This window comes from Pseudomonas alkylphenolica (assembly GCF_016009175.1).
GTDB classification, from domain to species: domain Bacteria; phylum Pseudomonadota; class Gammaproteobacteria; order Pseudomonadales; family Pseudomonadaceae; genus Aquipseudomonas; species Aquipseudomonas alkylphenolica_B.
The window spans coordinates 80,080-100,863 of sequence record NZ_JADUCM010000017.1 but is presented as its reverse complement, the minus strand read 5'-3'; the positions used below and the strand labels follow the sequence as shown (position 1 = coordinate 100,863).

The window sequence follows — 20,784 nt, the reverse complement described above, 5'->3', positions numbered from 1 at the left end:
GAGCTTCAAGATGCCTGCATTGATCACCTATGAAACCCCAGTCCCGGCGGACTGGGTAGACTACAACGGGCACCTGCGCGATGCCTTCTACCTATTGATTTTCAGCTACGCCACCGACGCCTTCATGGACCGCATCGGCCTGGACAGCGACAACCGCAGTGCCAGCGGCCACTCACTGTTTACCCTGGAGTGTCACCTGAACTACCTGCATGAAGTAAAACTGGGCACGCCAGTGTGGGTGCAAAGCCAGGTCGTCGGTTTTGACCGCAAGCGCCTTCACCTGTATCACAGCCTGCACCGTGCAGGGTTTGACGAGCCACTGGCTGCCAGTGAGCAAATGCTCTTGCATGTAGATCTGGCCGGGCCCCGGTCAGCACCCTTTGCAGCCGGCACCGTGGAGCACCTGCAGGCCATCGTCGACGAACAGCACGATTTGCCAGCGCCGACGTACATTGGCCAGGTGATCGGTTTGCAGTAACCCTCCCTCGAGTTAGCCGAAAACGACCTGTGCTTAGGTAATGCAGTCATGGCGACAATCTGCCCTTGCCGCATGTGCCATACGCCCACAGAATCGATGGGCGATCACACCTGCAAACAAGGACTACCACCATGATGCATGCGGACTTGATTGATCAGGACGACCTGCTGGGCCAATTGCGCGCCCTGGGTTTCGAGATGCCGTCCGACGCCAGCGCCGAGCAAGCCTGTGAATGTGCCGTGCGCGGCTTGAGTGAGCCGCGGGCCAAGGCTCTCAAGGGCATGGTCGAGCAGATGTACACCGGCAATGCGACCATTTTGCCTGCCGTGCGCCAGGCCATCGAACAGCAGTTGTTGCCGGCATTGGCGCAGTTCAACAAACGCGTCTGACCAGCGTTCTGTACCGGTCTCTTCGCGGGCAAGCCCGCTCCCACAGGATCCCGCCGGCTCAGGCTCAGCAGGTGACTTGTGGGAGCGGGCTTGCCCGCGAAAAAAGCGACTCGGTATCAGAGCCTCACACTGGCAAACGTCGATTCATTGCGCGCCTGGCTCAACGCCGACATTGGCCCGGCCAGTGGCGACAATACCAGCGCCTGCGGGATCGGCATCATTGCCACTTGCTGTGCGGTATTGGAGCCCACACGTTCGTCACGCGGCGGAATGCCAAAGTACTCGCGGTAGCATTTGGAGAAGTGCGGCGTCGAAACAAACCCGCACACCGACGCCACTTCGATGATCGACATCGGTGTCTGCTTGAGCAGTTGCCGGGCGCGAATCAGGCGCAGCTTCAGGTAGTAGCGCGACGGCGAACAATGCAGGTACTTCTGGAACAGGCGCTCTAGCTGGCGCCGTGAAACCGCGACATACACCGCCAGTTCGTCCAGATCGATCGGTTCTTCGAGGTTGGCCTCCATCAGCGCGACGATTTCCTGCAGCTTCGGCTGGTTGGTACCGAGCATGTGCTTGAGTGGCACACGCTGGTGGTCCTGTTCGTTGCGGATTCGCTCGTAGACAAACATTTCGGAGATCGCCGCCGACAGCTCACGGCCGTGATCGCGGCTGATCAGGTGCAGCATCATGTCCAGTGGCGCGGTACCACCGGAGCTGGTGAAGCGGTTACGGTCGAGGGTGAACAGGCGCGTGCTCATGCTCACCCGCGGGAAGGCTTCCTGCATCGCGGCCAGGCACTCCCAGTGCACACTGCAATCAAAACCATCGAGCAAACCGGCACAGGCCAGCGCCCAGCTGCCGGTGCACACCGCGCCCAGACGGCGTGACTGGCGTGCCTGGCTCTGCAACCAGGTGACGTGCTCACGGGTCACCGTGCGCTGAATGCCGATGCCGCCACAGACAATTACCGTGTCCATCGGCGGTGCCTTGTGCATCGATGCGTCGGGGGTAATCTGCAGGCCGTCACTGGCCCAGACCTGGCCACCGTCCACACTCAGGGTGCTCCAGCGATACAGCTCGCGGCCAGACAGCTGGTTGGCCATGCGCAGCGGCTCGACCGCCGACGCCAGAGAGATGAGGGTGAAGTTGTCCAGCAGCAGAAAACCGATGGACTGGGGGGTTGTGCGGTTCTGGGTTGGGGTCCCGGAGTTGTACGACGTCATCGCGGTATCTCCTCACACAATGCAGGGTGTGCCTCAGGCAGGCACGGGCTTTTTTTGTCACGGCCCCGATTCGAATGCAGGGGCTTTGCCAATCACAACGCAAATGCCATGCCTGAAATTGAATGCGTATTCAATAAAACCCAAAAACGACGTCGCGCAGCGTCTATACAGCCGCTGCTCCGGGGTGCTTTTTTAAACCGGAACGACCGTTCTAGTGCCTTTGCGCAGGCAACGTGAGCAATTCGGTAGCACTTGTGGGAAGGATGCCCAGAAGCGACATGCACGACTGTCACCCCAGGCGCAAACGGCCGGGGTGACGGGCGATTACACCGGGGTGGCAGGGGCGCGCACTAAAAGGTGGCGCGGTTGCCAAAGGCGGGCAAAAACGACGCAGTGCGGGTCAACACTCGATGGCGTTGACGGCCAGACCACCGCGCGAGGTCTCCTTGTATTTGTCGTGCATGTCGGCGCCAGTGTCGCGCATGGTGCGGATCACCCGGTCCAGGGAGATGAAGTGCTCACCGTCACCACGCAGCGCCATCTGTGCGGCATTGATGGCCTTGACCGCAGCAATCGCATTGCGCTCGATACACGGCACCTGAACCAACCCTCCGACCGGATCGCAGGTCAGCCCCAGGTTGTGCTCCAGCCCGATCTCGGCGGCGTTTTCCAGTTGTGCCGGGGTCGCCCCGAGCACCTCGGCAAGGCCCGCCGCCGCCATCGCACAGGCAGAACCCACCTCGCCCTGGCAACCAACCTCGGCACCGGAAATCGAGGCGTTTTTCTTGCACAGGATGCCCACCGCCGCAGCGCCCAGGAAGAAGTCGACCACGCACGCTTCACTGACCTGATCACTGAAGCGCATGTAGTAGTGCAACACCGCCGGAATGATCCCGGCCGCGCCATTGGTAGGCGCCGTGACCATGCGCCCACCGGCGGCGTTTTCTTCGTTGACCGCCAGGGCATAGAGGTTGACCCACTCCATGGCGCTCAAGGTGGAGCCGATCACATTGGGTTTGTTCAGCTCCTGCAGGCTGCGGTGCAACTTGGCCGCACGGCGCTTCACATTCAGCCCGCCAGGCAGCGTGCCTTCATATTTGAGACCGTTTTCGACACAGACCTGCATGGCCTTCCAGAGGGTGAGCAATCCGGCACGGATCTCATCTTCGCTACGCCAGACCTTTTCGTTTTCCATCATCAATTGCGACACGCGCAGGTCGTTTTGCTTGCACAGCGCCAGCAACTCCACGGCGCTGTTGAAATCGTAAGGCAGCACGGTGTTGTCGGCGTCGAGCACGCCGCTGGCGGCCTGGGCCGCGTCGACCACAAAGCCACCACCGACCGAGTAATAGGTATCGCGATGCAGCTCGCCCGCAGTGCCTTCGGCGATCAGGGTCATGGCGTTGGGGTGGTAGGGCAGGTTCTCGTCGAGCAGCAGCATGTCGCGTGCCCAGACAAAGCCCACCGGCAGGCGGCCATCGAGCAGCAAGGTGTCTGTTTCGCGCAATGCGGCGATGCGATGGCCGATTTGCGACGGATCGATAGCGTCTGGCCACTCGCCCATCAAGCCCATGATCACCGCATTGTCGCTGCCGTGACCGATACCCGTGGCCGACAACGAGCCATACAGGCGCACCTCGATGCGCTGCACCTGGTCGAGCTCACCGCGTTCACGCAGGCCCTGCACGAACAGCGCCGCAGCCCGCATGGGCCCGACGGTATGCGAGCTGGATGGGCCGACACCAATCTTGAACAGGTCGAACACACTGATGGCCATGCCACCTACCTCCTGATTGAGCAGCCACCCCCACGTCGGGTCAAGGGCGTTGCAACTGCTACGCTGAATAGGCGGCAATCCGCCGAATTCGCGCATCATCAGGCTTTTAAGCGGACGTCTGACGTCTACAACCGACGCGTTCTTGCCCAGCAACGCCGCCAGCTGTCACGACGGTTTCTGCGCCGTTTTTTTGCGGTGCAGAAGCAGCAAAACCGCGTTTACGGGCTGAGAAAACTCTGTAAACGACCTCATCGACACTGGATGCGACCCTGTCTGTACTGGATACGACGCACCCTGTAGGCGTTTGATTTTCGCTGTTAGATGATCGGTATCGACTCGATTGCACGGCACCTGTCCCGCTATCGCCCGATAGTCAGGTCCGACCGAATGCAAACCATAAAGCACGGCGGTCCCGTGGGACGTCCGAGAAAAAACATCAGGAGTCCATCGCATGAAAGGTTCACCCTCGCTATTGCTGACCGCGCTACTGAGTGTGCCGCTGTTGGCCCAGGCCGCAGAGCCTAAGCAGTGTCATACCGTCAACTTCTCCGATGTCGGCTGGACCGATATCACCGTGACGACCGCGGTGACCAGCGTGGTGCTGCAATCGCTGGGCTACAAAACCAAGACCACGATGATTTCGGTGCCGGTGACCTACAAGTCGCTGGCCGACGGCAAGAACATGGACGTGTTCCTCGGCAACTGGATGCCGACCATGGAAAACGACATCAAGCAGTACCGTGATGCCGGAACCGTAGAAACCGTGCGCGCCAACCTGGAAAACGCCAAGTACACCCTGGCCGTACCGCAGGCGCTGTACGACAAGGGCCTGAAAAACTTCGCCGACATTGCCAAGTTCAAGAAGGAACTGGACGGCAAGATCTACGGCATCGAGCCCGGCAACGACGGCAACCGCACCATCCAGAGCATGATCGACAAGAACGCCTTTGGCCTCAAGGACGCCGGTTTCAAGGTAGTCGAGTCGAGCGAGGCCGGCATGCTTTCGCAGGTTGATCGCGCCGAGCGGCGCGGCACCGATGTGGTGTTCCTGGGGTGGGAACCGCATCCGATGAACACCCGTTTCAAGATGAAGTACCTGGACGGCGGCGATGACTACTTCGGCCCCGAGTACGGCAAGGCCACGGTACTCACCAATACCCGCAAGGGTTATGTGCAGGAATGCAGCAACGTCGGCCAGTTGCTGAAGAACCTGTCCTTCACCCTGGACATGGAAAGCACCCTGATGGGCAACGTCCTGGACGACAAGATGAAACCCGATGCAGCCGCCAAAGCCTGGCTGAAGAAGAATCCTCAAATCCTCGACACCTGGCTGGCAGGGGTCAACACCGTTGACGGCAAACCGGGCCTGGAGGCGGCCAAGGCCAAACTGACGCAGTAAGCACTGCCTGCGGCGGGCTCACCCCGCCGCAGGCTGTCTTCAATTTTTTGCAGGTGGACGCTCGCTATCATGCTGATCGATGAAAAACTCCCTCTGGGCCAGTACATCGCAGGCTTCGTTGAATGGTTGACGCAACACGGTGCCAACTACTTCGATGCTTTCGCTGCGGCACTGGAATACATGATCCACGGTGTAACCGGGGCACTGACCTGGTTCAATCCCTTCGTCCTGATCGGCCTGATTGCAGTGATCGCGCACCTGATCCAGCGCAAATGGGCGCTGACCATCTTCTGTGTCCTGTCATTCCTGCTGATCCTCAACCTCGGCTACTGGCAAGAGACCATGGAAACCCTGGCCCAGGTGCTGTTCGCCACCCTGGTCTGCGTGGCCATCGGCGTGCCGCTGGGTATTCTTGCCGCGCACAAACCGATGTTCTATACCGCCATGCGCCCGGTCCTCGACCTGATGCAGACGGTGCCCACCTTCGTTTACCTGATCCCGACCCTGACCCTGTTCGGCCTGGGTGTGGTACCGGGGCTGATCTCGACAGTGGTGTTCGCCATTGCCGCGCCGATCCGCCTGACCTACCTGGGCATCTGTGACGTGCCCCAGGAACTGCTCGACGCGGGCAAGGCCTTTGGCTGCTCCAAGCGCCAGCTGCTGTCGCGCATCGAACTGCCGCACGCCATGCCGAGCATCGCCGCCGGTGTTACCCAATGCATCATGCTGTCGCTGTCGATGGTGGTAATCGCTGCCCTGGTGGGTGCCGACGGCCTGGGCAAACCTGTGGTCAACGCATTGAACACTGCCGATATCGCCCTGGGTTTTGAGGCCGGCCTGGCAATCGTGTTGCTGGCGATCATGCTCGACCGTATCTGCAAACAACCCGACGTACCGGTAAGGAGTGAAGCATGAGCATTATTCGCTTCGAAGATGTAGACGTTATCTTCTCCAGCCGACCGCGTGAGGCCCTCAGCCTGCTCGACCAAGGCCTTTCGCGGGAGCAGATCCTGAAGAAAACCGGGTTGGTAGTCGGCGTCGAAAAGGCCAACCTGGACATCAACAAGGGCGAGATCTGCGTGCTGATGGGCCTGTCCGGTTCGGGCAAGTCGAGTTTGCTGCGTTGCATCAACGGCCTTAACACCGTGAGCCGCGGCAAGCTGTTCGTCGAGCACGAAGGTTCGCATATCGACATCGCCCATTGCACCCCGGCAGAACTGAAAATGATGCGCACCAAGCGCATCGCCATGGTGTTCCAGAAATTCGCCCTCATGCCCTGGCTGACCGTTCGCGAGAACATCAGCTTCGGCCTGGAAATGCAGGGCCGCCCGGAGAAAGAGCGGCGCAAGCTGGTCGAGGAAAAACTCGAGCTGGTCGGCCTGACGCAATGGCGCAACAAAAAACCCGATGAACTCTCAGGCGGCATGCAGCAACGCGTTGGCCTGGCCCGCGCGCTGGCCATGGACGCCGATATCCTGCTGATGGACGAGCCCTTCTCGGCCCTCGACCCGCTGATCCGCCAGGGCCTGCAGGACGAGTTGCTGGAACTGCAACGCAAGCTGAGCAAGACCATCGTGTTCGTCAGTCACGACCTGGACGAAGCCCTGAAGCTGGGCAGCCGTATCGCCATCATGAAAGACGGCAAGATCATCCAGTACAGCAAGCCGGAAGAAATCGTCCTCAATCCGGCCGACGAATATGTGCGCACCTTCGTGGCCCACACCAACCCGCTCAATGTGCTGTGCGGCCGCAGCCTGATGCGCACCCTGGACAAGTGCAAACGCATCAATGGCTCGGTATGCATCGACCCGGGCGGTGACTCCTGGCTGGACCTGGCCGAAGGCAACACCATCAAGGGCGCGCGCCAGGGCGCTACAGGCATGGACCTGCAGAACTGGGCACCGGGTGAAGCGGTAGAAGGACTGGCGCGCAAACCCACCCTGGTCAGCGCCAGCATCGGCATGCGCGAAGCGCTGCAGATCCGTTACCAGACCGGTAACAAGCTGGTGCTGCAGGAAGGCAATTCGGTGGTAGGAATTCTGGGTGACAGCGAGCTGTACCACGCCCTGCTGGGCAAGAACCTGGGGTAAAGCTGCAGGAGCTGGCTTGCCAGCTCCTGCACAGTTTCAGCGAACGACGATGCCTTGCTTGGCCATGAAGGCCTTGGCTTCCGGCACGGTGTACTCACCGAAGTGGAAGATGCTTGCCGCCAGCACTGCGCTGGCGTGGCCTTCAAGAATACCGTCCGCCAGGTGCTGCAGGTTGCCCACACCACCTGAGGCGATCACCGGGATACCCAAGGCATCGCTGATCGCCCGGGTTACGCCCAGGTCGAAGCCATTCTTCATGCCGTCCTGGTCCATGCTGGTCAGCAGGATCTCGCCCGCCCCCAGGCCTTCCATCTTCTTCGCCCACTCCACCGCATCCAGGCCGGTTGGCTTGCGACCGCCGTGAGTGAAAATTTCCCAACGCGGGGTTTCGCCCGGGCCGGAAACCTTCTTGGCATCGATAGCGACCACGATGCACTGCGAACCGAAATGCGCAGCGGCCTCACCCACAAACTCCGGGTTGAAAACGGCAGCGGTGTTGATCGAAACCTTGTCGGCACCGGCATTGAGCAGGTTGCGGATGTCTTGCACGGTGCGTACGCCACCGCCCACGGTCAGCGGGATGAACACCTGGCTGGCCATGCGCTCGACGGTATGCAGCGTGGTGTCGCGACCATCGACGCTGGCGGTGATGTCGAGGAAGGTAATTTCGTCAGCACCTTGCTCATCGTAACGCCGGGCGATTTCAACCGGGTCACCGGCATCGCGGATGTTCTCGAACTTGACCCCCTTGACCACACGGCCGTTGTCGACGTCCAGGCAAGGGATGATGCGTTTGGCCAGGGCCATGGCGTTCTCCTCAGCCTTTGTAGGTGTCGCAGAAGGCTTGCGCCTCAGCGACATCCAGGGTGCCTTCGTAGATGGCGCGGCCAGTGATTGCGCCGATGATGCCAGGCGCCTTGGCGTCGAGCAGGGCCTTGATGTCACCCAGGTTGTGGATACCGCCAGAGGCGATGACCGGGATCTTGGTGGCGGCGGCCAGGGCGGCGGTGAACGGTACGTTGCAGCCCTGCATCATGCCGTCTTTGGCGATGTCGGTGTAGACGATGGCCGAGACGCCATCCGCCTCGAAACGCTTGGCCAGGTCGATGACCTGCACCGAGCTGACTTCAGCCCAGCCGTCAGTGGCGACGAAACCGTCTTTGGCGTCCAGGCCGACAATCACTTTGCCCGGGAACGCGCGGCACGCCTCGGCGACGAACTCAGGCTCTTTAACCGCCTTGGTGCCGATGATCACGTAGCTGACACCCGCCTTGACGTAGTGCTCGATGGTTTCCAGCGAGCGGATACCGCCGCCGATCTGGATCGGCAGGTTCGGGTAGCGCTTGGCAATGGCGGTTACCACTTCACCGTTGACCGGCTGGCCTTCGAAGGCGCCGTTGAGGTCAACCAGGTGCAGACGACGGCAGCCGCCTTCGACCCACTTGGCGGCCATGCTCACCGGGTCATCGGAGAAAACGGTGGAATCTTCCATGCGGCCTTGGCGCAGACGTACGCAAGCACCGTCCTTGAGATCGATAGCGGGGATAATCAGCATCTGGAAAACCTGTCTATTCGGTAAACAGTGATGCTCGAGAAGTCAGTTCTTCTCGAGCGCCCACAGGTCGCTTTCAATGCTCTCGAACCGCTCTTTGAGGTGGTTCTGCACATCGAAAATCGCCCTGTTGTAGTAGTGCGGGGCAATCTCTTTGGTGAACACGTCCAGCACCTCGGCGACCTCGAACGAACCCAGCTGCAGCTCGAAACGGTCTTCGAGGAAGCGCTTGAGTACATCCAGCGCCTCGCGTTCCTGTTCCGGCGCAAGGGTGAGGATCGGTGCCTTGGTCCTGGATTTGCTCATTACCAGCGTCCATCCCAGGCAGCGAAGTTCTGCAGCAGCTGCAGGCCATGGGTATGGCTTTTCTCCGGGTGGAACTGCACGGCAAACCGCGAGCCTTCGGCCAGTGCGGCTGCAAAGTCGACGCCGTAGTGACCACGCCCCACTACCTGCACGGCCTTGGCCGCAGTGATGTAGTAGCTGTGCACGAAGTAGAAACGCGCCAGGTCAGGAATGTTGTGCCACAGCGGGTGCTCGATGGACTGGGTCACTTCGTTCCAGCCCATGTGCGGCACCTTCAGGTGCTCGCCGTCTTCGTGCAGGTCTTTGCCGAAGAACTTCACCTGGCCCGGGAACATGCCGATGCAGTCGACACCGTCGTTCTCTTCGCTGTGATCGAGCAGTGCCTGCATCCCTACGCAAATGCCGAGGAACGGGCGGTCCTGGCTGACCTCCTGCACCAGGCTGTCGAAGCCCAGGCGGCGAATTTCAGCCATGCAGTCGCGGATCGCGCCGACGCCCGGGAACACCACGCGGTCGGCTTCGCGGATCACTGCGGCATCGCTGGTGATCAGTACCTTGCCGGCGCCAACGTGCTCCAGTGCCTTGGCCACCGAGTGCAGGTTACCCATGCCATAGTCGATAACGGCAACTGTCTGCATTACAGGCAACCCTTGGTCGATGGCATCTGCCCGGCCATGCGCTCGTCCAGCTCAATGGCCATGCGCAGGGCGCGACCGAAGGCTTTGAACACGGTCTCGATCTGGTGGTGGGTGTTGTGCCCACGCAGGTTGTCGATGTGCAGGGTGACGTTGGCGTGGTTGACGAAGCCCTGAAAGAACTCCTGGAACAGGTCAACGTCGAAGCCGCCCACCGAGGCGCGGGTGTACGGCACATGCATCTGCAGGCCCGGACGGCCGGAGAAGTCGATGACGACGCGCGACAGCGCTTCATCCAGCGGCACATAGGCATGGCCGTAACGGCGGATGCCTTTTTTGTCGCCAATGGCCTGGTTGAAGGCCTGGCCCAGGGTAATGCCGACGTCTTCGACGGTATGGTGATCGTCGATATGCAAGTCACCCTTGCACTCGATGTCGAGGTCGATCAGCCCATGCCGGGCGATCTGGTCGAGCATGTGTTCAAGGAAAGGCACACCGATATCGAATCGGGCCTTGCCGCTGCCATCCAGGTTGATCGAGGCTTTAATCTGGGTTTCCAGAGTATTGCGCTCGACGGAAGCCATACGTTCGACCATCACCAGCTCCGCAAAATCATTGGGCGAAAAAGGCGATCATTATAGGCCTAGAAGCGCGTGGCTTGAAACGAAGATGACATGTGGCAGGGGATTTACCTGGAAAATGCCCAACTCACACAATCTTGCCGTGTGAGTTGAGCATTGCGGCGCCACCGCGTCAGTTGAACAACACCGCGGTCTTCTGCAGCGTCACCCAGATGCCCCAGGCCAGTGGAATCCCCACCACCAGCCAGGCGGCGATCACCAGCGGCAGGCTGCCGGGGGCCGCATGCCACTCCAGCACCCGGGCGTTACCACTGGCCTGGTCATGGCTCAGGGCCTGCTCGGCGGCCAGTTGCGCGTCGGTCATGAAGTACTTGTCGGCCACCGGCCGGACCAGCGCATTGCAGATAAAACCGAGCACCAGCAGGCCGGCGAGGATGTACAGGGTGATATCGTAAGCTGCTGCCCGCTCAACGCCGATCGACAGCTGGTACTCGCGCAAATAGGTGATCAGCACCGGCCCAAGCACGCCGGCGGCCGCCCAGGCGGTGAGCAAGCGACCATGAATGGCCCCGACCATTTGCGTACCGAACAGGTCGGCGAGGTAAGCCGGTACTGTGGCAAAACCACCGCCGTACATCGACAGGATGATGCAGAACGCCGCCACGAACAGCGCCACATTGCCCAGGTGGCCCATGTTCGGCACCAGCGCATACAGCGCGACACCCAGGGCAAAGAAGGCAAAGTAGGTGTTCTTGCGCCCGATGTAATCGGAGAACGAGGCCCAGAAGAAACGCCCGCCAATGTTGAACAGGCTCAACAAACCGGTAAACCCGGCGGCGATCGCCGCGATTTGCGTCAGTTGAGCAGTGCTGAGTTCGCTGAAGCTGAGGTCGTTGCCGAGCAGTTTGCCCGCGAACACTTCCTGCAGCAGCGGCGACGCCATGCCCAGAATGCCGATACCTGCCGACACGTTCAGGCACAGAACCAGCCAGATCAATACAAACTGCGGGGTCTTCCACGCCACACTGACATGCACATGGCGGTGGGTAATCATCGCATTGCTGGCTTTTTTCAACGGTGCCGTCCAGCCCTCCGGCTTCCAGCCGGTAGGTGGCACCCGATAGGCCAGCGCGCCGCCGATCATGAACACGAAGTAGATCGCCGCCATCACCACAAAGCTCTGCCACACGCCCACGCCCTCGGCGCTGGCGAAATGGTTCATCAGTGCCGCCGCCAGTGGCGCACCGACCATGGCCCCGCCACCAAAGCCCATGATCGCCATACCGGTGGCCATGCCACGTTTGTCGGGGAACCACTTGATCAGGGTCGATACCGGCGAGATATAGCCCAGGCCCAGGCCGATACCACCGATGACGCCGGAGCCCAGCCACATCAGCCACAACTGGTGGGTATAGATGCCAAACGCCGAGATCAACAGGCCGCCACACCAGCACAACGCTGAAACCACCCCGGCCTTGCGCGGGCCTGCGTGTTCCAGCCAGCCGCCCCAGATCGCCGCCGAGCAACCCAGAAACACAAAGAACAAGGTGTAGATCCAGCTCAACATCGAGATCTGCCAGTCACACTCGGCGCTGAACAGACGGGCGAAAAAGCCCATGTCCGGCGCACAGGCAATCGGTGCGGTGATACCCAGGGCCTGCGACAACGGCAGCCAGAACACCGAAAAGCCATACGCCATGCCGATACACAGGTGAATGGCCAATGCCGCAGGTGGCACCAGCCAGCGGTTGAAGCCGGGGGCGGCGACAATGCGCTCCTTGGACAGAAAACCCGGGCTACCGGCCAAGGCACCTGCCGTGATGCTGCTATTCATTCTTGTATTCCCTCGTAGAGATGGTCAGCCCACGACCCACGACCTTGGCACCAGGCACTGATCGTTTTTTGGCACTATTGCCCTGAAAATCGCGACAAATCGCCGCAGCAGGGCCGGTGAGCGGCGAGAGAGTAGCATTTGCGTTCGCGCTTGGAAGCAAACTGATATCGTTTCTTGCCGGATAACTGATCCCCATGCGCAAGGAACTGTGGTGACTGTCGTTGTCGAAAACTGACCCACTCACGCCGGCAAGGTGCGTGTTTACTACTGGCAATGCTGTAGGAGTTATCTGCAGTAATCCTTAGTCGCCCCCAGCGACAACGGCCACAGCGCTATACTCCGTGGCTGAATTTGAATTGGACTACAAGGACTCGCCCATGAAAGCGTTCGGCAAAATCCTGGGGCTGGTGCTTCTCGGGCTGTTGCTGATCATTGTGGCTCTGGGCTTCGCCCTGACCCACCTCTTCGATCCCAACGACTACAAAGACGAGATTCGCCAGCTGGCACGCGACAAAGCCCACGTCGAGCTGACGCTCAATGGCGATATTGGCTGGAGCCTGTTTCCCTGGTTGGGGCTGGAGCTGCATGAAGCCAGCATCGCCACCCTGAACAATCCGAAAGTGCCGTTTGCCGACCTGCAGATGCTCGGCCTGTCGGTGCGCGTGCTGCCCCTCCTGCGCCGCGAAGTGCAGATGAGCGACGTCCGGGTAGAAGGCCTGAACCTGACCCTCAGCCGTGACGAAAACGGCCACGGCAACTGGCAAGACATCGGCAAGCCGCTGCCGGCGGCCACACCTGCCCCTGCCGATGGTGCAGCCCCCGCCACTACCGACGAAGCCGTCGTCAAGGCTGAACGCAAGGAAGACGCCGCAGCACGCCCGGTCAAGCTGGACATCGACAGCCTGACGGTGAACAACGCGCGTGTGCAGTACAACGACGCCCGCAGCGGCCAGACCTTCAGCGCCGAAAGCATCCAGCTGAGCACCGGTGCCGTGCACGAAGGGGTGAACGTACCGCTGAAAATGACCGCGTTCATCAGCACCGGGCAACCGGTGCTCAAGGCGCGCACTGAACTGAGTGGCGAACTGCGTTTCGACCGTCGCCTCAAGCGCTACCAGCTCGAAGACATGAAGCTCAGTGGCGAAGCCTCTGGCGAGCCACTGCAAGGCAAGACCCTGACGTTCGCCGCCCAGGGCCAGTTGCTCGCTGACCTCGCCGCCAACGTTGCCGAATGGAACGGCCTGAAGCTTTCGGCCAACCAGCTGCGCGCCCTGGGCGAGCTGAATGTGCGTGACCTGGACAAAACCCCGCAGCTGACCGGTGGCCTGTCCATCGCCCAGCTCGACCTGCGCACCTTCCTCGACAGCATCGGCCACCCGCTGCCCGCCTCGGCGGACGCCACCAGCCTGAGCAAGTTCGAAATGGTCAGCCGCCTGCAAGGCAGCCCCACCAGCCTGGCCCTGGAAGACCTGGCGGTGAAACTCGACGACAGCACCTTCAGCGGCCGCGTGGCCGTGGAAGACTTCGCCAAGCAGGCCCTGCGCATCCAGCTCAAGGCCGACAAGTTCGACGCCGATCGCTACCTGCTGGCCAAAAGCGAAGCAGCCGCCAGCACCACCGCGGCGCGCCAGGCAGAGGTCAAGAGCAAGGAGCAGAGCGCCCTGGCCAGTGCCGGTACCACGCCGCTGCCAGATGCGCCGACCCAGGTAGCCTGGAGCAGCGACAAGCTGCTGCCGGTCGACCGCCTGCGCCAGCTCGACCTGCAAGCCGACCTGAATTTCGGCTTGTTGACCCTGGATAAACTGCCTATCGAAAACGCCAACCTGAAGACTCAGGGGCAAGCGGGCCTGATCACCCTCGAGACGCTGCGCGGCGGCCTGTACGACGGCAGCTTCGAAGCCAAGGGTACCCTCGACGTACGCCCTGCCGTCCCGCAGATCGGCCTGAACACCAAGATCAACCGGGTACCGGTCGAGCACTTCATCAAGAGCGAAAGCGGCACCCCGCCGGTAAAAGGCCTGCTCACCCTCAACAGCGAGCTGACGGCTACCGGCAACAGCCAGAAAGCCCTGGTCGATACGCTTAACGGCAACGCCAGCTTCGTCATCAACGACGGCATCCTGGTAAACGCCAACCTTGAGCAACAGCTCTGCCAGGCCATCGCCACCCTCAACCGCAAGGACCTGAGCGGCGAACCACGCGGCAAGGACACACCGTTCCAGGAGCTCAAGGGCAGCCTGGTGCTGCGTAATGGCGTTGCCAGCAACCCGGACCTGAAGGCTCGTATTCCCGGTCTGAGCGTCAACGGCCAGGGCGACCTCGACCTGCGCGTACTGGGCATGGACTATCGGGTTGGCGTGATCGTCGAAGGCGACAAACGCGACATGCCGGACCCGGCCTGCCAGGTGGGCGAGCGCTATGTCGGCCTTGAATTGCCGCTGCGCTGCCGTGGCCCGCTTGAACTGGGTGCCAAGGCCTGCCGCCTGGACAAGGACGGCCTGGGCAAGGTTGCCGCCAAACTGGCAGGCGACAAGGTCAGCGAAAAACTCAGCGAGAAGATCGACCAGAAGCTCGGAGACAAGGTCAGCCCGGAACTCAAGGATGCACTCAAGGGGTTGTTCAAAAAATGAGCCCCGAGCAGTTTTCCAGCGCCGTGCTGGAGTGGTATGACCTCAATGGCCGTCATGACCTGCCCTGGCAACAGGGCATCACCCCGTATCGGGTGTGGGTCTCGGAGATCATGCTGCAGCAGACCCAGGTGAGCACCGTGCTCAATTACTTTGGCCGCTTCATGGAGGCCCTGCCGACTGTGCAGGCCTTGGCTGCGGCCCCTGAGGACGAAGTGCTGCACCTGTGGACGGGCCTGGGTTACTACACCCGGGCGCGCAACCTGCAAAAGACCGCGAAGATCGTTGTCGAGCATTACGGCGGCGAGTTTCCCCGGGATGTGGAAAAACTCACCGACCTGCCCGGCATCGGCCTGTCGACCGCCGGTGCCATTGCCAGCATCAGCATGGGCCTGCGTGCGCCGATTCTCGACGGCAACGTCAAGCGCGTACTGGCCCGCTACACCGCCCAGGAAGGCTACCCGGGCGAGCCAAAGGTGGCCAAGGCCCTGTGGGCCAATGCCGAGCGCTACACGCCACATGCCAGGGTCAATCACTACACCCAGGCAATGATGGACCTTGGCGCAACGCTCTGTACCCGCAGCAAACCCAGCTGCCTGCTGTGCCCGCTCAAGCTCGGTTGTGAAGCGCACATGCTCGGCCAGGAAATCCGCTACCCGGTGCCCAAACCGCGCAAAGAACTGCCCCAGCGTCGTACGCTGATGCCGCTGCTGGCCAATCACGAGGGCGCCATCCTCCTTTATCGTCGCCCCTCAGAGGGCTTATGGGGCGGCTTGTGGAGCCTGCCGGAGCTGGACAGCCTGGAGCAACTCGATGACCTGGCCGACCAGCACGGCCTGAGCCTTGCCGGGAGCCAGGCCCTGGACCGCCTGACCCACACCTTCAGCCACTTCCAGTTGGCCATCGAACCCTGGCTGGTTCGGGTCGACGCGCGCCAGGCCCACGTGGCCGAGGCCGACTGGCTCTGGTATAACCTCGCCACCCCGCCGCGCCTGGGCCTTGCTGCCCCGGTCAAGAAATTGCTCAAACGCGCGGCCGACGTTTTGATTGCAGGAGAGTCGCGATGACCCGCACCGTAATGTGCCGCAAGTACAAAGAAGAACTGCCAGGCCTGGACCGCCCCCCTTACCCGGGCGCCAAGGGTCAGGACATCTTTGATCACATCTCGCAGAAGGCCTGGGCCGACTGGCAGAAAGAGCAGACCATGCTGATCAACGAGAAGCGCTTGAACATGATGAACGCCGAGGACCGCAAATTCCTCCAGGGCGAAATGGACAAATTCTTCTCCGGTCAGGAATACGAAAAGGCCGAAGGCTACGTCCCGCCGGCGGAGTGAGCTCAGAAAACCGTAAGCGACGGAATTAATTTAATAATTTTTTAAAAAGTCGTTGACGCAAACCTGAAAAAGCCTTTTAATGCGCCCCGTTGCCCAGATAGCTCAGTCGGTAGAGCAGGGGATTGAAAATCCCCGTGTCGGCGGTTCGATTCCGTCTCTGGGCACCACTAATACCGAAAAACCCCAAGGAACTTCATGTCCTTGGGGTTTTTTATTGCCCGCGATTTCTTGCCGCGACGCGATCCGTAGGAGCGAGGCTATTTTGCCAGTACCAGCTTGCTGGCATCGAAATCGAACGACGGCACATACCCGGTACCCAGCAGATGCGGGCATCGCGACGAGACGAAATCGTTGCTCAGCAAATCCTGCGCGCTGTCGTACCCCGGCATGACGATCCCGGTCAGGCTCAACAGCGTATGCGGCAAGGAAGCGGTGCTGATGCGCTGGTCTTCCCGCGCCTTCAATGCCGAGAGCTTTTGCGTTTGCGGCGCTGAAATGTTGCCCGACGCCCAGACGAAAGACGAAACCGCCAGGTCGTACTCGTTGCCCATGCCATGCCCCAGCAGCCCGCGACTGTCATCCATGAGGTTTTCGCCATGGTCCGACACATACACCAGCACAGCTTTCCTGTTGCTCGCCTTCAACCGCTCGATGAACGCACCCAACAACCAGTCGGTGTAGAAAACAGCGTTGTCATACTCGGCGATCATCTTGTCCTTTGCGCTGCCGGATGCCGGCGCAAACTTGGCAAACTCGCCGGGGTAGCGACGCGAATACTCAAAGTGGCTGCCCTTGATATGCACAAATATCGCCTGCTTCTGTGTGCCCTTCTGCCCAATAATCCGCTCGTACTCCGGAATCAGCGCACCGTCGTAGCTGCGCTCGAAATACTGGCGGTGCTGGGCCTCGGCAGCGATCTGCGGAATGATCCCGCCGAAGCTGTCGACTTCCTGCGAGGACAACCAATAGGTCGCGTACCCGGCGGCGCGGTAGATACCCACCAGTGATTTTGTCGAGGCAATTGCATCCCAGTCTTCTATTGGCTCGAGGCTGAGCAGCGACGGCACCGCAACCGATGTATAAGGCGCTGTCGTGCACATGCTGTTGAACTTGAAAATCCCCGTATGCCTGGCGAGGTTCGGAGTGGTTTCCTTGTGATAGCCATACAGCGACCAGTTGTGTGGCCGCGATGACTCACCAATCACGAACACAAGGGTGTCGATGTCCGATTGGTCCGAAACGCTGGTGAGCTGGACTTCAGACTCCAGGCGCTGCTTGATGTGCTTTTTCGACTCCAGGTACAAGGTGGCCGTCAGGCCCATTTGCGACAAATAGCCCACGGGCGTGCTTTGATCTTTTGCCACCAGGTCGAGCACTGCCCCCCGCCCGAACGAGTTCATCTTCACCGTTTTATAGAAATACGCGCCGTAGCCCAGCAGCAAGCCACTGCACGCCAGCAGCAACAACGCCTTGTTTTTATACAACCTGCGCTTGTACAGGCCTGCCAGCCCGAGCCCGTAGCAAATGACAAAAGCCGCCAGCACAGCGGTGATCGACTGCCAGTACGTGGCGAGAAAGTCCCCGGCCTCTTTATAGTTGGTCAGCCCGATGAACAGGTAGGCCGCCGTCAACCGTGAGCCAAAATTCAGTACCAGAAACAGGTCGATGCTTGCCACCAGGTAAAACGGCAGCAGCCAGAGATGCACTTTGAATTGATTGGACGAAACAAACCGGATTGCCAACAGCCATAAAAGTGAAATGGCGATGGTGTAAAAAACCAGTAGATCGATTTTCGAATAGCGGTAACTGACCAGAATCCTGAAGAACAACGGTGACAACAGAAATGACCACAACACCAGTGTTGGCCATTCTGATTTGAACACCGTCGACGCCCCATCGCGAAACGCTGAAAAGGTTTTCATTTTATAGTTTTTCTCAAGGCGACCCACCCATGCCGCAAGCGTAGCTTTGCCTGGCGGGTCGCGCCATGTAGCGTCCCTGCCTAATCCTGGTCGACAGTCACCTCGCTCCAGCTGTCATCCGGATCAAACTGTTTCATCGCCTTCGCCAGTTTTTCGCTATCGGGACCCAGGTCTTTCTCGAACACCTGCCCGTCATGGCTGATCATGAAGCTCATCACCCCAGTGTCTTTGTATTTTTCCGGCCAGGCGATCAGGGCAAAGCCCCGGCTCATCTTGTCACCGATGAGGTAGCTGTAGGCGCCACCCGGTGCGGAAGGCCCCTGCCCTTCAAGGATGCGAAAGTGATAGCCATGCCAGCCCTCGCCGGCGATGGTATTGCCGAACGAAGGGCCCAGCGGACTGATCTGGCCGCTGTCATCGTCCGCCCAGTAGAGCCCGTCGTGCTGGCCCGGGGTGCTGAATATTCTTTGCGCATACTCCAGCGCACCGTCCCCGTCTCGGTCGACTGATGCGTAGTCCATCTGCGCATCGTGATACGCCAGCACCGCCTGCACCGCCGACAGTTCATTGCTGCCGATTCGACGCGCACGCACTTCATCGCTACCGGCCTTTACATCGAAGTGCCAGCCACTCGGGCCTTTTACGATGGGTATGGGCAGCGTCCAGTTGTTGCTGCCGACCGACAGCACGGCTTTGTTGTCACTGACTTTCTCAATGTGGTTTTTTTCGTGGTACTGCTTTAAAAACGCCTCCACATCTTTGCGCTGGGAGCCTGCACGGGGAATGAAGCTGTGCCAGTCCTTGCCAAGCAGCGAGGACAAGCGCGCCTGATCTGCCTGCTCGGTACCCAGGGCTTCGACAAACGCCTGCGCAGCCTTTTCTGGCGTCGCAAACTCTTCCTGCGCCGCCGCCAGGCATGACCAGCCAAGGCCAAGGGTTATTGCCAGGGCTTGGCACAGCGTGCCCATGAACGCCTTCACACCAGGTTTGTTATTCAACGACGGCCTCCCCGTGAACGTGCTGGTGGGCTGGATGGACGACTGATCTGGTGCCCGGCGGGTCGCGAAGCGTGTGGGCGCTGCGCGGAGGCCAGGCTGGTCCGGCCGCGGTTGGCTTGCGAATTGAACTGGGAGGATGAGCGCGCACCGGCGAATGCGTTGTTACGGGCACCGCTGGCTTTGGCCGCAGGCCGTTTGGCTGCGGTCTGACGCGCTTGCGGCTGGTGCTCGCGGCGCTGTGTTGTCTGGGCATTCTGGCGCTCGCGGGCAGCTTTGGCTGCATTCTGACTACGATCCGCCGCCTTCGGCCTCTGCGCACCTTCCTGCAAGCGGTTACCGCCGGGGGCGGAGCGGGCTTCGCGCATCTGGTCACGGGCTTGACGGTTGCTGGTGGCCGGGCGCTCGAACCCGTGTTGCTCCATTGAGCTGCGGGCTTTTTCCCGTGCCTGGGCACGCTGGGCCGTGTCGCCACGATACGCCTCACGCTGGGCAGCGCCATTGAGCTGGCGGCCAAACTGCTCGCGGCTGCGGCTGTCGCGATAGGGCACACCGTTGCGATGCACCGGGTTGTGCTGCCATTTGGTCTGGTTGTTGGCGATACGGTTGTTGGAGTTGATGCTGTTGTAGCGATTGACGTTGATGTCGACGTCGTGGTCGTCCCAGTCACACTCACCCCACAACGAACCAACAATCGCCACACCGGCACCAAACGCAAGCCCGGCTACCAGGGCCTGGCCCGGGTAATAGGCGGGCGGCGGCGGGTAATACGCAGGCGGTGACGACGGGTAAGCCCAGGTGCCATAGGTTGTGGTCGGGTTGTAGGTGGGCACATAGACCACCTGCGGGTCGGCAGGTTGAATGATGATGGTGGAGCTACTGGCTGGTGCTGCTACCGGGGCTGAAGCCGGCGCTTTGGCGGGGGCAGCGGCGGGCGCCGCTGGCGCGACATTCTGGATTGTCACGTTCTGGTACTGGTTGCTTTGCAGGTTGCCTGCCGCCTGCGCCTGGTGACGCAAGCGCTGCACACCGTTCATGACATCGTTGGGCTGGGCCAGAAAGGCATCGCCCAGGCGCTGCACCCATACCGGGTCCTGCCCGAGCGTTGCCAGTACCTGCGGGAAGGCCACCAGTGCCTGCACACTGGGGTCCCAGGTCTGGTTCGCCACCTGCTTGACCGCATCGTCACCCTTGGCGTCCGGGTGCGCCTTGGACCAGGTGACGGCCTCGGCGATTTCCCCCGGGTACGTGGTGGCCATCAACACCTGGGCCAGCAAGGGGTCCGGGTAAAGCGCGATGGGCGCCAGCATCTGATCGAGTTGTTCTTCGGTAAAGACGGCGTCGTTCGCTGCCGCGGCGGGTGCGGGTGCGGGTGCGGGTGCGGGTGCGGCAGTGTTGGCTGGCGCAGGCGCGGCAGCATCCTCTGCCAGTGCCACGCCGTGAATTCCACTCAGGAACAGGACAGCTGACAGCGCGTAAAAAAATGGAATGCGCATTGCAACTCCATATGCTCAGGCCGGATTGAATGAATGGATCACCATCAGGTAAGCGAAGCCGACGTTGCAAGCCGCAGATCCCAGCTTCAAAGCCGCTGGTTAATAGTAGCAAAGCTAAAAATTTTGCCATTGGTTCGCGCATTA

19 protein-coding genes and 1 tRNA gene are annotated in these 20,784 nt (G+C 60.8%); 9 read left to right on the top strand and 11 right to left on the bottom strand.

Features of this window, described 5'->3' with window-relative positions:
* The first annotated feature begins 10 nt into the window (after positions 1-10).
* Complete coding sequence (locus tag I5S59_RS16030) at positions 11-478, top strand: thioesterase family protein (RefSeq protein ID WP_197877494.1); 468 nt, start codon at positions 11-13, stop codon at positions 476-478.
* Between the two features lie 131 nt (positions 479-609).
* Positions 610-867 carry a hypothetical protein gene (locus I5S59_RS16025; protein ID WP_197877493.1) on the top strand — a complete coding sequence of 86 codons (258 nt, stop codon included), beginning with the start codon at positions 610-612 and terminating at the stop codon, positions 865-867.
* 116 nt (positions 868-983) lie between these two features.
* On the opposite strand, the gene I5S59_RS16020 is transcribed toward I5S59_RS16025, so the two are convergent.
* Together I5S59_RS16020 and I5S59_RS16015 are read right to left on the bottom strand one after the other, a co-directional pair.
* Positions 984-2,090, bottom strand: a complete 1,107-nt coding sequence (locus I5S59_RS16020; protein WP_128323317.1) for a GlxA family transcriptional regulator — start codon at positions 2,088-2,090, stop codon at positions 984-986.
* Positions 2,091-2,490: 400 nt separating this feature from the next.
* Positions 2,491-3,867: an L-serine ammonia-lyase gene (locus tag I5S59_RS16015; RefSeq protein WP_197877492.1), complete on the bottom strand. Its 1,377-nt coding sequence runs from the start codon at positions 3,865-3,867 to the stop codon at positions 2,491-2,493.
* A gap of 451 nt (positions 3,868-4,318) precedes the next feature.
* Here I5S59_RS16015 and I5S59_RS16010 point away from each other — a divergent pair, with 451 nt between their 5' ends.
* The 3 genes from I5S59_RS16010 (at position 4,319) to choV (ending at position 7,356) form a co-directional block, all read left to right on the top strand.
* Positions 4,319-5,266: a choline ABC transporter substrate-binding protein gene (locus I5S59_RS16010; protein ID WP_197877491.1), complete on the top strand. Its 948-nt coding sequence runs from the start codon at positions 4,319-4,321 to the stop codon at positions 5,264-5,266.
* A gap of 66 nt (positions 5,267-5,332) precedes the next feature.
* Positions 5,333-6,181: a choline ABC transporter permease subunit gene (choW, locus tag I5S59_RS16005; protein WP_197877513.1), complete on the top strand. Its 849-nt coding sequence runs from the start codon at positions 5,333-5,335 to the stop codon at positions 6,179-6,181.
* Positions 6,178-7,356, top strand: coding sequence for a choline ABC transporter ATP-binding protein (choV, locus tag I5S59_RS16000; protein ID WP_197877490.1), 1,179 nt, complete (start codon positions 6,178-6,180; stop codon positions 7,354-7,356). The genes choW and choV overlap by 4 nt, the downstream gene beginning before the upstream one ends.
* Positions 7,357-7,392: 36 nt before the next feature.
* Here choV and hisF read toward each other — a convergent pair whose 3' ends face one another.
* The 6 genes from hisF to I5S59_RS15970 form a co-directional block, all read right to left on the bottom strand.
* Positions 7,393-8,163, bottom strand: coding sequence for an imidazole glycerol phosphate synthase subunit HisF (gene hisF, locus I5S59_RS15995; protein WP_038605774.1), 771 nt, complete (start codon positions 8,161-8,163; stop codon positions 7,393-7,395).
* Between the two features lie 10 nt (positions 8,164-8,173).
* Positions 8,174-8,911 (bottom strand): 1-(5-phosphoribosyl)-5-[(5-phosphoribosylamino)methylideneamino]imidazole-4-carboxamide isomerase, encoded by a 738-nt coding sequence (gene hisA / locus I5S59_RS15990; protein WP_128323312.1) that lies wholly within the window; start codon positions 8,909-8,911, stop codon positions 8,174-8,176.
* A gap of 42 nt (positions 8,912-8,953) precedes the next feature.
* On the bottom strand, positions 8,954-9,214 hold the full coding sequence (locus tag I5S59_RS15985; protein ID WP_128323311.1) for a DUF2164 domain-containing protein: 261 nt from the start codon (positions 9,212-9,214) through the stop codon (positions 8,954-8,956).
* On the bottom strand, positions 9,214-9,852 hold the full coding sequence (gene hisH / locus I5S59_RS15980) for an imidazole glycerol phosphate synthase subunit HisH (RefSeq protein WP_197877489.1): 639 nt from the start codon (positions 9,850-9,852) through the stop codon (positions 9,214-9,216). The genes I5S59_RS15985 and hisH overlap by 1 nt, the downstream gene beginning before the upstream one ends.
* Positions 9,852-10,445 carry an imidazoleglycerol-phosphate dehydratase HisB gene (gene hisB, locus I5S59_RS15975; RefSeq protein WP_128323309.1) on the bottom strand — a complete coding sequence of 198 codons (594 nt, stop codon included), beginning with the start codon at positions 10,443-10,445 and terminating at the stop codon, positions 9,852-9,854. Before hisB ends, hisH begins: the two co-directional genes overlap by 1 nt.
* Before the next feature lie 157 nt (positions 10,446-10,602).
* Complete coding sequence (locus tag I5S59_RS15970) at positions 10,603-12,264, bottom strand: OFA family MFS transporter (protein WP_197877488.1); 1,662 nt, start codon at positions 12,262-12,264, stop codon at positions 10,603-10,605.
* A gap of 377 nt (positions 12,265-12,641) precedes the next feature.
* Here I5S59_RS15970 and I5S59_RS15965 point away from each other — a divergent pair, with 377 nt between their 5' ends.
* The 4 genes from I5S59_RS15965 to I5S59_RS15950 all read left to right on the top strand — a co-directional run bounded on the left by I5S59_RS15965 (position 12,642) and on the right by I5S59_RS15950 (position 16,394).
* Positions 12,642-14,894: an AsmA family protein gene (locus I5S59_RS15965; RefSeq protein WP_197877487.1), complete on the top strand. Its 2,253-nt coding sequence runs from the start codon at positions 12,642-12,644 to the stop codon at positions 14,892-14,894.
* Entirely contained in the window at positions 14,891-15,958 is a 1,068-nt protein-coding gene (gene mutY / locus I5S59_RS15960) for an A/G-specific adenine glycosylase (protein WP_197877486.1), read from the top strand. Before I5S59_RS15965 ends, mutY begins: the two co-directional genes overlap by 4 nt.
* Positions 15,955-16,227 (top strand): oxidative damage protection protein, encoded by a 273-nt coding sequence (locus tag I5S59_RS15955; protein WP_197877485.1) that lies wholly within the window; start codon positions 15,955-15,957, stop codon positions 16,225-16,227. Before mutY ends, I5S59_RS15955 begins: the two co-directional genes overlap by 4 nt.
* Positions 16,228-16,318: 91 nt before the next feature.
* Positions 16,319-16,394: transfer RNA gene (locus I5S59_RS15950), tRNA-Phe, on the top strand.
* 90 nt (positions 16,395-16,484) lie between these two features.
* On the opposite strand, the gene I5S59_RS15945 is transcribed toward I5S59_RS15950, so the two are convergent.
* The 3 genes from I5S59_RS15945 to I5S59_RS15935 all read right to left on the bottom strand — a co-directional run bounded on the left by I5S59_RS15945 (position 16,485) and on the right by I5S59_RS15935 (position 20,640).
* The gene (locus I5S59_RS15945) at positions 16,485-18,149 is read right to left on the bottom strand and encodes a phosphoethanolamine transferase (RefSeq protein ID WP_197877484.1); all 1,665 of its coding nucleotides are present in this window, start codon (positions 18,147-18,149) and stop codon (positions 16,485-16,487) included.
* Positions 18,150-18,229: 80 nt separating this feature from the next.
* Positions 18,230-19,117, bottom strand: coding sequence for a DUF2950 domain-containing protein (locus I5S59_RS15940; RefSeq protein ID WP_197877512.1), 888 nt, complete (start codon positions 19,115-19,117; stop codon positions 18,230-18,232).
* A gap of 26 nt (positions 19,118-19,143) precedes the next feature.
* Positions 19,144-20,640 carry a DUF3300 domain-containing protein gene (locus I5S59_RS15935; protein ID WP_197877483.1) on the bottom strand — a complete coding sequence of 499 codons (1,497 nt, stop codon included), beginning with the start codon at positions 20,638-20,640 and terminating at the stop codon, positions 19,144-19,146.
* Positions 20,641-20,784: the final 144 nt, after the last annotated feature.

Excerpts from the sequence above, each read along its gene's own strand:
- I5S59_RS16030 (WP_197877494.1), top strand. The coding sequence starts at position 11 with ATGCCTGCATTGATCACCTATGAAACCCCAGTCCCGGCGGACTGGGTA.
- I5S59_RS16025 (WP_197877493.1), top strand. The coding sequence starts at position 610 with ATGATGCATGCGGACTTGATTGATCAGGACGACCTGCTGGGCCAATTG.
- I5S59_RS16020 (WP_128323317.1), bottom strand. The coding sequence starts at position 2,090 with ATGACGTCGTACAACTCCGGGACCCCAACCCAGAACCGCACAACCCCC.
- I5S59_RS16015 (WP_197877492.1), bottom strand. The coding sequence starts at position 3,867 with ATGGCCATCAGTGTGTTCGACCTGTTCAAGATTGGTGTCGGCCCATCC.
- I5S59_RS16010 (WP_197877491.1), top strand. The coding sequence starts at position 4,319 with ATGAAAGGTTCACCCTCGCTATTGCTGACCGCGCTACTGAGTGTGCCG.
- choV (WP_197877490.1), top strand. The coding sequence starts at position 6,178 with ATGAGCATTATTCGCTTCGAAGATGTAGACGTTATCTTCTCCAGCCGA.
- hisF (WP_038605774.1), bottom strand. The coding sequence starts at position 8,163 with ATGGCCCTGGCCAAACGCATCATCCCTTGCCTGGACGTCGACAACGGC.
- hisA (WP_128323312.1), bottom strand. The coding sequence starts at position 8,911 with ATGCTGATTATCCCCGCTATCGATCTCAAGGACGGTGCTTGCGTACGT.
- I5S59_RS15985 (WP_128323311.1), bottom strand. The coding sequence starts at position 9,214 with ATGAGCAAATCCAGGACCAAGGCACCGATCCTCACCCTTGCGCCGGAA.
- hisH (WP_197877489.1), bottom strand. The coding sequence starts at position 9,852 with ATGCAGACAGTTGCCGTTATCGACTATGGCATGGGTAACCTGCACTCG.
- hisB (WP_128323309.1), bottom strand. The coding sequence starts at position 10,445 with ATGGTCGAACGTATGGCTTCCGTCGAGCGCAATACTCTGGAAACCCAG.
- I5S59_RS15970 (WP_197877488.1), bottom strand. The coding sequence starts at position 12,264 with ATGAATAGCAGCATCACGGCAGGTGCCTTGGCCGGTAGCCCGGGTTTT.
- I5S59_RS15965 (WP_197877487.1), top strand. The coding sequence starts at position 12,642 with ATGAAAGCGTTCGGCAAAATCCTGGGGCTGGTGCTTCTCGGGCTGTTG.
- mutY (WP_197877486.1), top strand. The coding sequence starts at position 14,891 with ATGAGCCCCGAGCAGTTTTCCAGCGCCGTGCTGGAGTGGTATGACCTC.
- I5S59_RS15955 (WP_197877485.1), top strand. The coding sequence starts at position 15,955 with ATGACCCGCACCGTAATGTGCCGCAAGTACAAAGAAGAACTGCCAGGC.
- I5S59_RS15945 (WP_197877484.1), bottom strand. The coding sequence starts at position 18,149 with ATGAAAACCTTTTCAGCGTTTCGCGATGGGGCGTCGACGGTGTTCAAA.
- I5S59_RS15940 (WP_197877512.1), bottom strand. The coding sequence starts at position 19,117 with ATGGGCACGCTGTGCCAAGCCCTGGCAATAACCCTTGGCCTTGGCTGG.
- I5S59_RS15935 (WP_197877483.1), bottom strand. The coding sequence starts at position 20,640 with ATGCGCATTCCATTTTTTTACGCGCTGTCAGCTGTCCTGTTCCTGAGT.